The organism is Streptococcus sp. UMB0029 (assembly GCF_002871495.1).
GTDB lineage: Bacteria > Bacillota > Bacilli > Lactobacillales > Streptococcaceae > Streptococcus.
In genome coordinates, this window is record NZ_PNGD01000013.1 from 60,231 (window position 1) to 73,182 (window position 12,952).

Consider the following 12,952-nt stretch of genomic DNA (forward strand, 5'->3'; position numbering starts at 1 on the left):
GTTTCAAAGAGTAGGGAACTCTTTGTGACAGAGGATTTTTTCTATAGGGCTTTAGCAGCTGCAACTGCGGCTTCGAAGTTTGGTTCAGAGTTGATATTGTCCACGTATTCAACGTAGCGAATCGTATTGTCAGTATCGAGGACAAAGACTGCGCGTGCCAATAGGTGCCACTCATTGATTAAAAGTGCATAGTCACGCCCAAAGGAATGGTCGAAATAGTCTGAGAGCATGATGGCATTTTCAATACCTTCAGCACCACACCAACGTTTTTGAGCAAAAGGTAGGTCCATGGAAACAGTCAATACGACCGTGTTGTCCAGTCCAGCAAGTTCTTCATTAAAGCGACGCGTTTGAGTTGAGCAGATACCTGTATCGATAGAAGGAACGACACTCAAGACTTTTTTCTTGCCATCAAAATCAGCCAGAGATTTTTTAGAAAGGTCTGTTGTAGTAAGAGAAAAATCGAGCGCCTTGTCGCCGACTTGTAGTTGTTTACCTGTAAAGCTCACAGGATTTCCGAGAAAAGTTACCATAGGATACTCCAATCTTTTTTCTTCCATTTTAGCTGAAACGGTCAGAATTTTCCAATGATTTGACTGGAAATATGGGCATAGAAAAAACGCCAGCTCATGTGAGAATGACGTTTTTCAGATTTTTTATCTATTTGATATTTCTCGAAGGTAGTGCGGACGGGAGCAACTTCCTTTGGAATTTCATCCCTAATTTTTGAGCCTTAGGTCTCAAAAATTCCGTCCTAGATAAGATCAAAGTTCTTATCTAGGATACCACTACAGTGAGAAATATCTGGTAAAAACTCACTTCGTTCGTACTGATTTAAGAAATATTTATTCTTATAAACGCTTTCTTTAGCTAGAGATAGAACTAACAAAGCTAATATTAGAAGTAATGTAAAGAGAGACAAGAACCTAGTAATAGATAAACTAATATCTAGATTATTTTGCCAATCCTTCAGCAATCTTGTCAAGGTTGTATTTCATCATGTTGTAGTAGCTGTCGCCTTCTTTACCTTGTTCTGCGATAGAGTCAGTAAAGATTTGTGCGTAGATTGGGATGTTTGTGTCTTGTGAAACAGTCTTCATTGGACGGTCATCCACACTTGATTCTACAAAGAGTGATGGAACTTTTGTTTGGCGAAGTTTTTCAACCAAGGTCTTGATTTGTTCAGGAGTTCCTTCTTCTTCAGTATTGATTTCCCAGATGTAGGCACTTGGGACACCATAGGCTTTAGAGAAGTATTTGAATGCTCCTTCGCTGGTTACGATGAGTTTCTTTTCAGCAGGGATGTTATTAAATTTATCCTTACTTTCTTTATCAAGTTTGTCTAACTTATCAGTATATTCTTTGAGATTTTTTTCGTAGAATTCCTTGTTGCTAGGATCTTTAGCGCTCAATTGTTTGGCAATATTTTTAGCAAAGATAATTCCATTTTCAAGGTTAAGCCAAGCGTGTGGGTCTTCTTTACCTTTTTCATTTTTTCCTTCAAGGTAGATAACATCAACGCCTTCGCTGACTGCAAAGTAGTCTTTGTTTTCAGTTTTCTTAGCATTTTCTACCAATTTGCTAAACCAAGCATTGCCACCTGTTTCAAGGTTGATACCGTTATAGAAAATGAGGTCAGCCTCAGAAGTTTTCTTAACATCTTCAGGGAGTGGTTCGTATTCGTGTGGGTCTTGTCCAATCGGAACGATACTGTGAAGATCAATCTTGTCACCAGCAATATTTTTAGTAATATCAGCGATGATTGAGTTTGTAGCAACAACTTTTAGTTTTTGACCAGAAGCTGCATCTTTTTTTCCGCTAGCACATGCTACAAGAGCAATAACGGAAAGAAAGAGAACGAGTAATGTACCTAATTTTTTCATTAGATCCTCCAATTTATTGGGGTTTTGCCCCTTATTTTAACAAATGTTTATTTTTCAGTTTCAAATATCGTTGTTTAGGAGAGATAAAGAAACTGATTAAGAAGAAGCTAGCAGCTGTAAGTACGATGCTAGAACCAGCTGCTAAGTTTAAACTATAGCCAATAAAGAGTCCCAAAACTGAAGCTGTAGCTCCAAAGGTTGAGGAAAGGAAAATCATACTTTTCAGGCTATTAGCATACAGATAAGCAGTTGCAGCTGGGGTAATCAGCATGGCTACAATCAGGATAGTTCCAACACTTTGCATGGCTGTCACAGACACGAGAGTCAGGAGTATCATGAGGAGGTAGTGATAGAAATTGACAGGCATTCCCATGGCTTTGGCCAAGAGTTCATCAAAGGAAGTTATCAAGAGTTGCTTGAAGAAAATCCAGATTAACAAGAGAATGACCGCCCCTACGCCCATAGTGATAAACATATCCGTATCTTGGACGGCTAGAATATTACCAAAAAGGATATGGAAAAGGTCAGTTGAACTTTTAGCGACACTAATCAAGATGATACCGAGGGCTAAGAAAGAAGAAAAGGTAATGCCGATGGCGGTATCGCTTTTGATAATCGAGTTCCCCTTGATGTAGGTAATGATGATAGCAGCTAGCAATCCAAAGACAATGGCTCCGATAAAGAAGTCAACGCCCAAGATGAAGGAGAGGGCTACACCTGGCAAGACAGCATGTGAAATGGCATCTCCCATGAGTGACATCCCGCGTAGGATGATGAAACATCCCACAGCTCCAGCTACGACCCCGACGACAATAGCTGTTATCAAGGCATTTTGTAGGAAATGGAATTTTTGCAATCCATTGATAAATTCTGCAATCATAGGTCACCTCCATTGAAAAAGAGTTGATTACCGTAAGCTTCTTTGAGATTGGTTTCGGTAAAGGTTTCTTTGGTCGGACCAAAGGCGATCACTTCTCGATTGACAAGTAAGACTTGATCGAAGTAGTGGGGAACCTTGCTGAGGTCGTGGTGAACGATGAGAACCGTCTTACCAGCTTTTTTCAGATCTCTCAGCGTATTCATGATGATTTCCTCACTGACTGAGTCAATCCCAACAAAGGGTTCATCCAAGAGGATATAGTCGGCTTCCTGTACCAAACATCTGGCAATCAAAACCCGCTGAAATTGACCTCCAGATAGTTGACTGATTTGACGTTCAGCATAGTCGGCTAAGCCGACGATTTCAAGGGCTTCCTCTACTTTTTTCCAATGTTTAGCATTTAAACTGCGAAAGAGAGGGATAGAGGGAAAGAGTCCTAGTGAGACACATTCCTTGACCTTGATGGGAAAGTTGTAGTCGATATTGATTTTTTGTTCGACATAGGCAATTCGGTGTAAGGATTTTTTAACTTCCTTGTCATCGAGAAATGCCTGACCTTGATGAGGGATAATTCCCAGCATACCTTTTAATAATGTTGATTTTCCAGCACCGTTTGGACCAATGATTCCGGTAATTGTTGGTCCTTGGAGCACTAGTGAAATATCCTTAAGTGCCAACGTTTCTTTGTAGGAGACACTGAGGTTTTCGATACGTATCATAAACTTGTATTCCTCCTTACTCTTAATATACCTTAAAAAAAAAATTAAGTCAAGTTAATTTTTCGAAAAATTAAAATATTAATAGTAAAATATTTAAGTTTTTTTAATCTTGTATTTTAATTGCATTCCCAGGTAATTTTTGTTAAGCTAAAAACAAGTACAAATGAAAGCGAGAACAAGATGACACGTTATCAAGACGATTTTTATGATGCCATTAATGGAGAATGGCAGAAAACAGCTGAAATTCCAGCCGATAAGTCTCAAACTGGAGGTTTTGTTGATTTAGACCAGGAAATTGAAGATTTGATGCTGGCGACAACAGACAAGTGGTTGGCAGGAGAAGAAGTGCCTGAAGATGCTATCTTGGCAAACTTTGTCAAATACCACCGTCTAGTTCGTGATTTTGACAAGAGAGAAGCTGACGGTATCACACCTGTCTTACCACTTCTTAAAGAATTCCAAAAATTGGAGACTTTTGCGGATTTTACAGCTAAACTAGCAGAATTTGAGCTTGCTGGCAAACCAAACTTCCTTCCTTTTGGTGTATCGCCAGACTTTATGGATGCTAGAATCAATGTTCTATGGGCTAGCGCTCCAAGCACAATCCTGCCAGACACGACCTACTATGCAGAAGATCATCCTCAGCGCGAAGAGCTCTTGACTCTTTGGAAAGAAAGCAGCGCAAATCTCCTCAAAGCTTATGATTTCTCTGATGAAGAAATTGAAGACTTGCTAGAGAAAAGACTAGAATTGGACCGCCGAGTTGCGTCAGTGGTGCTCTCTAATGAAGAAAGTTCAGAATATGCTAAACTCTACCATCCATATTCTTACGAAGATTTCAAAAAATTCGCACCTGCCCTACCTTTGGATGACTTCTTCCAAGCCGTTCTTGGACAAGTACCAGACAAGGTTATCGTAGACGAGGAACGTTTCTGGCAAGCAGCAGACCAATTCTATAGTGAAGAGGCCTGGCCTCTCCTCAAGGCAACCTTAATTTTAAGTGTTGTGAATCTCTCAACCAGCTATTTAACAGAAGAAATCCGTGTTTTGTCAGGTGCTTATAGCCGTGCGCTTTCAGGAGTTCCAGAAGCCAAAGACAAGGTCAAGGCAGCCTACCAGCTAGCACAAGGTCCATTCAAACAAGCCTTGGGTCTCTGGTATGCCCATGAAAAATTCTCCCCAGAGGCTAAGGCAGACGTGGAGAAAAAAGTGGCAACCATGATTGATGTTTATAAGGAACGCTTGGCTAAAAATGACTGGCTGACTCCAGAAACTCGTGACAAGGCCATCGTCAAACTCAATGTCATCAAGCCTTATATCGGTTACCCAGAAGAATTGCCAGCACGCTATAAGGACAAGGTAGTGGATGAAACGGCTAGCCTTTTTGACAATGCTCTAGCCTTTGCGCGTGTGGAAATCAAGCACAGTTGGAGCAAGTGGAACCAACCTGTTGACTACAAGGAATGGGGCATGCCTGCTCATATGGTCAATGCCTACTACAATCCACAGAAGAATCTGATTGTCTTTCCAGCGGCCATTTTACAGGCTCCTTTCTATGACTTGCATCAGTCATCTTCTGCTAACTATGGTGGTATTGGGGCGGTTATTGCCCATGAAATTTCCCACGCCTTTGATACCAACGGAGCTTCCTTCGATGAAAATGGTAGCCTCAAGGATTGGTGGACAGAGAGCGACTATGCTGCCTTCAAGGAGAAAACACAAAAAGTTATTGACCAATTTGATGGACAGGATTCTTATGGAGCAACTATCAACGGTAAATTGACTGTGTCAGAAAACGTGGCTGACTTGGGAGGAATCGCTGCAGCCCTTGAAGCAGCTAAGAGAGAACCAGACTTCTCAGCAGAAGAGTTCTTCTACAACTTCGGTCGCATCTGGCGCATGAAAGGTCGTCCAGAATTTATGAAACTTTTGGCTAGCGTCGATGTGCACGCACCAGCCAAACTCCGTGTCAATGTGCAAGTACCAAACTTCGATGATTTCTTTACAACCTATGATGTCAAAGAAGGCGACGGTATGTGGCGTTCACCAGAAGAGCGCGTCATTATTTGGTAATGCAAATAAGCAAGTAAAACTCCTATAATTATACCTTCCCTATCTATGTACACCCCAAAAGTTAGATAGAACAATCTAGCTTTTAGGGTGTAGTTCATAGGGATTATGAAATTGAAGTCTTTTCTTATTTTAAAATTCATAGTAAAATATCCCTCTGTATCAAGATAACAGGAGGATTTTTATGTCTCAAAAGACTATCAACATAGGCTACGCCCGTGTATCTACTCATAAGCAAGACCTAGGATTGAAAGTGCAAATCGAAGCTCTCAAACATTGCGATAAACTTTTTATAGAAAAGGAATCTGGTGCAAATAACACTCGTCCTGAACTTACAAAGGCTTTAAAACTGGCCTCTGACTTTTCGAAAGATGGCAAGCAGGTTACTTTCACTATCTATAAGTTAGATAGACTGACTCGATCTATGTTTAAGCTGCTAGAACTTATTGAACTATTTAATGAATCTAATATTCACCTAGTCAGTTTGCATGAAAAGCTAGAAACAGGTTCTCTTATTGGCAGGTTACTTTGCATCATTTTAGGCTTTGTGGCAGAAAATGAGCTGGAAAATCTGAGGTTTCGCACAAAAGAGGGACTTCGAAAAGCTAAGGAAAATGGTGTTAGATTAGGAGCAAAACGGATTTCAAAAGAAAAGGAGGAGCGGATACTTAACAAATATCTACATTCAGATATAAGCATACGTAATATTGCAAAAACTGAACAAATTTCTACATCAACCCTATATAAAGTGTTAGAACGTAATAAAGTGGCGAACAATCGTCAAAAAAAAACGGAAAATCATTGCTAAAAACAGGGAAAAATGGTAGAATAAAGCCGTAAATTTGTTTCGATTAACGACCGTTTGATAAAACAGTCAAAACAACAATATGAATATTTAAAAAATGCGAGTTTAACAGTGTTTTTAACCTGTATTAGACTGGTATTTTTTGTGTATCGTTTAACGGTCGTTACGCGATACACTTAGTTCCCTATCTCTAAAGGAGATAGCTAGCTTTTGGCAACAAAAAATTTAAAAATCATTAAGATGTGTAATAGTGTGATAGACGTATTGTTCAGTTAATGGATGAAGGTTCATTTAAGGCTTCTATCAAGGACATTAAATGTTTAGAGAATGAGTTGGCTCAAAATTTTGCTTTTGTGGTCTTGAAAGGAAGTTGATTTTGTCATTTTATAAGCCTAAAAAGGCAATTATATATTCCTGAGGAGGAAAAATTATGAATAAACTCACTAAACTAGGTATTGTTACCTTCTCTGCTGTCACTCTTAGTGCTGTAGTGCCAACTTTGGTGCATGCCGAGGAAAACGTTGCGCCACAGCCAAATGCTGCTGTTAAACCTAATACCGCTCAACCAACACCTGCGCCAAAACCAGCAGAAAATCCTCAATCAGAGGTTAAACCTACAGAGCAACCACAGCCTACTCAGCCAGTAAAACCAGTTGAGAATAAGCCGGTTGAAAATAAACCAGCTGAAACACCCGTTCCAGCTCCAAAACCAGCAGAAAACCCTCAACCAGAGGTTAAACCTACAGAGCAACCGCAGGAAAATAACAGAAAACCAGTGAGAAGATGGCCTCTACGTGACGGAAGCGTTCATGAACACCCTGTTGTTACCTACGCAGATATTGTAGCACCACTTCCTATCAGTGATATGAAGGAAACTCCTATCAATGGAATATGGACTGCTGAAAAAGATTTTATCAATAACAAACCAAGATTAACTTTTTTTTGGGGCAGTGGGAATAGGTATTTAGAAGAAAATGGGAGGGAATTTTCTCGTGAAGAAATGTTGAAAAGCGATATATTTATGCGTCCGATTCGAGTGAAAATTCCAGAATTGGAAGGTAGAAACTATGAAGCGTATACAATTTATACAGGTATTTTGGATGGAAAAACAAGAAAGGTTGAACTAAACAAAAACACTAACATCACAGGTCAAGGTTACATGGTTTTCCGCACTAAAAAAGAAGACAATGACGTGGAAGTCTATCAATTTTCGAAAAATAGGCAGTTAACACCACTTTATCACCGTTATCAGCTAAATGAGAGAGGAAGAAGCGTGGGAGAGTTTGGTCTATACGCAGAAGTTTATCAAACTTACGTTTTCTTATTTAAGAACCACACCGAAAAACAAGCTGAGAAGCCAAGCGAACAGCCTAAGCCAGATAAGCAACCAAGTGTTCCTACTATTCCAGCTGATCAACCACAGCCTACTAAGCCAGAGAAACCAGCAGAGAAGCCAAGTGAAAATCCTGTAAATCCAGTTACACCAGTTGCTCCAGTAACACCGACAACCCCCGTAACTCCTACGCTTAATCCAGACATCCCAAACAATACTCGTGTTCTTTCGAGCGAAGCTGGAAGCGTTCAAGTATATGGTTCAGAAGCAACACTCAAAAATGTCAGATATATCAGGGTAGAAGAAACCAAGTCGACTTCACTTGAATCAAAAAAATACAAGGCCTTTGACATTCATCTGTATGACGCGAGAGGCAAGGCTATTCAGCCAAACGGCATGGTTCTAGTAAGTCTTTCTGCCGATAAGCCAGTTGAAAATGTCTATTATGTTGCTCCAGATGGTACTTTACAGGCATTGAAGTTCAAACAAGATACAGATAAGGTTACTTTTGAAACCAATCACTTTAGTATCTATGCTATGACTTTCAAAGTTGCCGCAAGTCGTGATAACGGAGGTAGTCCAACTCCTGTTCCAGTTGTAAATAGTAGTAATACTCCAACAACCACAGAACAAAAAGAAAATGACGCAAGTAGTACAAAAACTCAAGCTGATCCGTTAGCAACTAAGACTGAAACTATTTCGAAACAAGTAGCTAAGACTTTGCCAAATACTGGAGAAAATAACTCAATTCTCGCTACCCTATTTGGAATGTTAACTCTAACTGCTGGATTATTTAGCTTCCGTAAGGAGTCAGAATAACTCCAATTCATAGTTTATCTATCAATTATTTTAGACTGTGAAAAAATCAATTTGAGGAGATGATTTAGAAAATCTTTTCATGATAAAACGCATAATATCAAACTTTTCTACACTTGATATTATGCGTTTTTTATAATTTTAAAATAGTATAAATATAGTGAGATGAAATAAAGTCTGAACAAATTGATTTCTAATAATGATTTAGAAGCCAGAGCGTACTATTCTAGCTTTAATCTATTATAAATTACGATATCTATTGTCATCATCTTGCTAGAAAAAAGGATTGAAGGTCTTTTCGTGAGCGATGGTTGTAGCTGGACCATGTCCTGGATAGACATCGTAGTTTGGTAGAGTGAAGAGTTGGGTCTGGATACTATGAAGGAGTTGCTCTGTACTACCAGTCGGAAGATCCGTCCGTCCAATTGTTTCGCGGAACAGAGCATCTCCTGTCAAGACTAGGTGAGCATCAGGAAAGACGATAGAAACGCCGCCGATAGAGTGACCTGGGGTCGGTAGAGCGGTAAAACGAAATTCCTCTAATTGGTATTCTTCATGAAAGACAAAGGTGTGCTCTGCAGGTTTTGCGACCACATCTGCCATATCATCGTGGCGAGGAAGCCCAGAGAGATTATCGACAGGAGTGTAGAGCCAACTGGCTTCACTCTCTGCGATATAGACAGGAGGATTGCCAAAAGTCTCGCGAACCAAGTCCAGACTCATGATATGGTCATAATGGGCATGGGTTAAGAGAATAGCGCAGATCGGCTTGTTGATTTTCTCGATGGTCTGACGAATAGCTTCCCAATGGCTACCGGGATCGACAACGATGAGGTTCTTTTCGCCTTCCAAATAATAGGTATTTTCATAGGCAACAGGATTCACAGTTTTATGGATTTTCATACTAGCTCCAATCTCAAAGAATGTACTAAATTAAGTATAGCACAGATGGGGAGAATAGGTAAGGATTTAGGATGAACTTAAAAACCAACATGACTAGATGAAGACAGGCTGGTTATCAATTTATCAATATTGGAGAGGTGTCAATTGCCCTTCATAGGTTGCATAAACCCCGTCATTAGCTTGTTTGATAGACGTGATGTTTAGAGTGCCACCGTAGTTGGCTTCTCGTTTATCGCTATATTCACTATAAGTTATCCTATTTGGCAGGTTCTGGTCCTTAGCATAGTATTGAACGACTGTTTTTTTATAGCTTTGCTGGCTGAATAGAAACAGGCAGCAAACTCCTAACACTAGGAGAGCAAAGATAGAAATAGCAGTTTTTTTCATAGGTGTTCTCCTTATAAACTAAAGGATAAAAGAAAGTATCTTGAGAATTTTAATTCCAAAATCCAGTCAAGGTACCAGTGTATGTGACACGAGTTCCATCGTTTATCTTTCTTATCTTCAATGGAATTGGGGAAGTCAGAAAGTCTTTCGGTTACAATATGGTTTCCGTTCTTCTATCTCTCCTTCTATCACCTAAGTTTAAAATCTAACTTCGTAATATATTATAGAATAATAATTCAGAATTATCAAGCAATTCTGAATTATTTTTTTCTTATTCTGTTCCAATCTAGTTTTCATATTCTTAAAAAAGTGATAAAATGGTAGGAAGAATTGGAGAGTAGAGATGCCAAAAGAAGTGAATTTAACAGGCGAAGAAGTTGTCGCTTTAACCAAAGAATATTTAACGGAAGAGGATGTCCATTTTGTCTATAAGGCCTTGGTCTATGCTGTTGAATGCCACAGTGGCCAGTATCGGAAATCGGGTGAACCCTACATTATTCACCCTATCCAAGTAGCAGGGATTTTAGCCAAACTCAAGCTGGATGCTGTAACGGTAGCTTGTGGTTTCTTGCATGATGTGGTGGAAGATACTGATGCGACCTTGGACGATTTGGAAAGAGAGTTTGGTCCTGATGTGCGCGTGATTGTCGATGGGGTTACCAAGCTTGGTAAGGTCAAATACAAGTCTCATGAAGAGCAGTTGGCTGAAAATCATCGCAAGATGCTCATGGCCATGTCTGAGGACATCCGTGTTATCTTGGTCAAACTGTCAGACCGCTTGCACAATATGCGGACCCTAAAACATCTTCGAAAAGACAAGCAGGAGCGTATTTCCAAAGAAACTATGGAAATCTATGCACCTCTTGCTCACCGTCTGGGGATTTCTAGCGTCAAATGGGAATTAGAAGACCTGTCTTTCCGTTATCTCAATCCTACGGAGTTTTACAAGATTACCCATATGATGAAGGAAAAACGCAGAGAGCGTGAGGCCTTGGTGGATGAGGTGGTCACAAAATTAGAAGACTATACGACAGATCATCACTTGAGAGGGAAGATTTACGGTCGTCCCAAGCATATTTACTCGATTTTCCGCAAAATGCAGGACAAGAGAAAACGGTTTGAGGAAATCTATGACCTGATTGCTATTCGCTGTATTTTAGATACCCAAAGTGATGTTTATGCCATGTTGGGTTATGTGCATGAACTTTGGAAACCCATGCCTGGTCGTTTCAAAGACTATATCGCTAATCGCAAGGCCAATGGTTACCAGTCTATCCATACGACTGTTTATGGGCCAAAAGGACCGATTGAGTTCCAGATTCGGACCAAGGCCATGCACGAGGTGGCTGAGTACGGGGTTGCGGCTCACTGGGCCTATAAAAAAGGTATCAAAGGTCAGGTTAACAGCAAGGAATCTGCTATTGGAATGAACTGGATTAAGGAGATGATGGAGCTCCAAGACCAGGCAGATGATGCTAAGGAATTTGTGGATTCTGTTAAAGAAAATTACCTGGCTGAGGAGATTTACGTCTTTACTCCGGATGGAGCTGTCCGCTCTCTTCCAAAAGATTCAGGACCGATTGACTTTGCCTATGAAATCCATACCAAGGTTGGTGAAAAAGCAACTGGTGCCAAGGTCAATGGCCGTATGGTTCCATTGACAACCAAGCTCAAGACAGGAGATCAGGTTGAAATTGTTACCAACCCTAACTCCTTTGGACCGAGTCGTGATTGGCTCAATATGGTCAAAACCAGCAAGGCACGTAACAAGATTCGCCAGTTCTTTAAAAACCAAGATAAGGAATTGTCTGTCAACAAGGGGCGTGAAATGTTGATGGCTCAGTTCCAAGAAAATGGCTATGTGGCCAATAAATTTATGGACAAGCGCCACATGGACCAAGTTCTACAAAAGACCAGCTACAAGACAGAAGAATCCCTCTTTGCGGCCATTGGTTTTGGCGAAATCGGTGCTATTACTGTCTTTAATCGTCTGACTGAAAAGGAACGCCGTGAGGAAGAACGTGCCAAGGCCAAGGCGGAGGCAGAAGAACTTGTAAAAGGTGGCGAAGTCAAGGTTGAAAACAAAGAAACCCTCAAGGTCAAGCATGAGGGTGGTGTGGTCATTGAAGGTGCCTCAGGCCTCCTAGTGCGGATTGCCAAGTGTTGTAATCCAGTGCCTGGTGACGATATTGTCGGCTACATTACCAAGGGGCGTGGTGTAGCTATTCACCGTGTGGACTGTATGAACCTGCGTGCCCAAGAAAACTACGAGCAACGTCTCCTTGATGTGGAATGGGAAGACCAGTACTCTAGCTCAAATAAGGAGTATATAGCCCATATCGATATCTATGGTCTTAACCGTACAGGCCTCTTAAACGATGTGCTGCAAGTTCTATCAAACACAACCAAGAATATCTCAACAGTCAACGCCCAACCAACCAAGGATATGAAATTTGCCAATATCCATGTATCCTTTGGTATTACTAACCTTTCAACGCTGACTACGGTTGTGGACAAGATTAAGAGTGTGCCAGAAGTTTACTCTGTTAAACGGACCAACGGCTAATTGGCCTAGCTCTTACTAGAAAGGCTATTATGAAAATTATTATCCAACGGGTTACAAAAGCCCAAGTGAGTATCGAAGGTCAGGTTCAGGGAAAAATCAATCAGGGGCTCTTATTGCTGGTTGGTGTTGGACCAGAGGACCAAGAGGAAGATTTGGACTATGCTGTGAGAAAGCTTGTCAACATGCGGATTTTTTCAGACGCAGAAGGCAAGATGAACCTGTCTGTCAAAGATATTGAAGGAGAAATCCTTTCTATTTCTCAGTTTACCCTCTTTGCGGATACTAAGAAAGGCAATCGTCCAGCCTTCACAGGAGCAGCCAAGCCTGATATGGCATCAGACTTCTATGATGCATTCAATCAAAAATTAGCGCAAGAAGTGCCCGTTCAGACAGGGATCTTTGGAGCGGATATGCAGGTTGAACTGGTCAATGACGGACCAGTCACCATTATCCTTGACACTAAAAATAGATAAGAAAGACCAAGCCCAGCCGGCTTGGTTTTTCGGCTCTTTGTCAACTGTGGTGGGTTGAAGAAAAGCTAAGATCTAGAAAGGACACATTTCGTCCTTTCTTTTTTGATGTTCAGAGCG

Annotated in this window: 11 protein-coding genes; 5 read left to right on the forward strand and 6 right to left on the reverse strand. The window is 40.7% G+C overall.

Features of this window, described 5'->3' with window-relative positions; genetic code table 11:
• Nucleotides 1-41 precede the first annotated feature (41 nt).
• The 4 genes from tpx to CJ239_RS09395 form a co-directional block, all read right to left on the reverse strand.
• The gene (gene tpx / locus CJ239_RS09380; protein WP_061087714.1) at nt 42-533 is read right to left on the reverse strand and encodes a thiol peroxidase; all 492 of its coding nucleotides are present in this window, start codon (nt 531-533) and stop codon (nt 42-44) included.
• Between the two features lie 420 nt (nt 534-953).
• Nucleotides 954-1,883: a metal ABC transporter substrate-binding lipoprotein/adhesin PsaA gene (gene psaA, locus CJ239_RS09385; RefSeq protein ID WP_102211362.1), complete on the reverse strand. Its 930-nt coding sequence runs from the start codon at nt 1,881-1,883 to the stop codon at nt 954-956.
• Nucleotides 1,884-1,914: 31 nt separating this feature from the next.
• Nucleotides 1,915-2,763: a metal ABC transporter permease gene (locus CJ239_RS09390; RefSeq protein ID WP_050223493.1), complete on the reverse strand. Its 849-nt coding sequence runs from the start codon at nt 2,761-2,763 to the stop codon at nt 1,915-1,917.
• Nucleotides 2,760-3,482: a metal ABC transporter ATP-binding protein gene (locus CJ239_RS09395; protein WP_102211363.1), complete on the reverse strand. Its 723-nt coding sequence runs from the start codon at nt 3,480-3,482 to the stop codon at nt 2,760-2,762. The genes CJ239_RS09390 and CJ239_RS09395 overlap by 4 nt, the downstream gene beginning before the upstream one ends.
• A gap of 180 nt (nt 3,483-3,662) precedes the next feature.
• Here CJ239_RS09395 and pepO point away from each other — a divergent pair, with 180 nt between their 5' ends.
• From pepO to CJ239_RS09410, 3 genes are all read left to right on the forward strand, one after another.
• Complete coding sequence (gene pepO / locus CJ239_RS09400) at nt 3,663-5,555, forward strand: endopeptidase PepO (RefSeq protein ID WP_102211364.1); 1,893 nt, start codon at nt 3,663-3,665, stop codon at nt 5,553-5,555.
• 181 nt (nt 5,556-5,736) lie between these two features.
• The gene (locus tag CJ239_RS09405) at nt 5,737-6,360 is read left to right on the forward strand and encodes a recombinase family protein (protein ID WP_102211365.1); all 624 of its coding nucleotides are present in this window, start codon (nt 5,737-5,739) and stop codon (nt 6,358-6,360) included.
• Between the two features lie 427 nt (nt 6,361-6,787).
• A complete protein-coding gene (locus tag CJ239_RS09410) occupies nt 6,788-8,509 on the forward strand; it encodes an LPXTG cell wall anchor domain-containing protein (RefSeq protein WP_257994522.1) in 1,722 nt (573 codons plus the stop codon).
• Between the two features lie 270 nt (nt 8,510-8,779).
• Here CJ239_RS09410 and CJ239_RS09415 read toward each other — a convergent pair whose 3' ends face one another.
• Both CJ239_RS09415 and CJ239_RS09420 read right to left on the reverse strand, forming a co-directional pair.
• Nucleotides 8,780-9,409 carry an MBL fold metallo-hydrolase gene (locus CJ239_RS09415; protein ID WP_102211366.1) on the reverse strand — a complete coding sequence of 210 codons (630 nt, stop codon included), beginning with the start codon at nt 9,407-9,409 and terminating at the stop codon, nt 8,780-8,782.
• A gap of 123 nt (nt 9,410-9,532) precedes the next feature.
• The gene (locus tag CJ239_RS09420; protein ID WP_102211367.1) at nt 9,533-9,796 is read right to left on the reverse strand and encodes a hypothetical protein; all 264 of its coding nucleotides are present in this window, start codon (nt 9,794-9,796) and stop codon (nt 9,533-9,535) included.
• Nucleotides 9,797-10,139: 343 nt separating this feature from the next.
• On the opposite strand from CJ239_RS09420, the gene CJ239_RS09425 reads away from it, so the two are divergent.
• Both CJ239_RS09425 and dtd read left to right on the forward strand, forming a co-directional pair.
• Nucleotides 10,140-12,362, forward strand: a complete 2,223-nt coding sequence (locus tag CJ239_RS09425) for a bifunctional (p)ppGpp synthetase/guanosine-3',5'-bis(diphosphate) 3'-pyrophosphohydrolase (RefSeq protein WP_102211368.1) — start codon at nt 10,140-10,142, stop codon at nt 12,360-12,362.
• Nucleotides 12,363-12,391: 29 nt separating this feature from the next.
• On the forward strand, nt 12,392-12,835 hold the full coding sequence (gene dtd / locus CJ239_RS09430) for a D-aminoacyl-tRNA deacylase (RefSeq protein ID WP_004255596.1): 444 nt from the start codon (nt 12,392-12,394) through the stop codon (nt 12,833-12,835).
• Nucleotides 12,836-12,952: the final 117 nt, after the last annotated feature.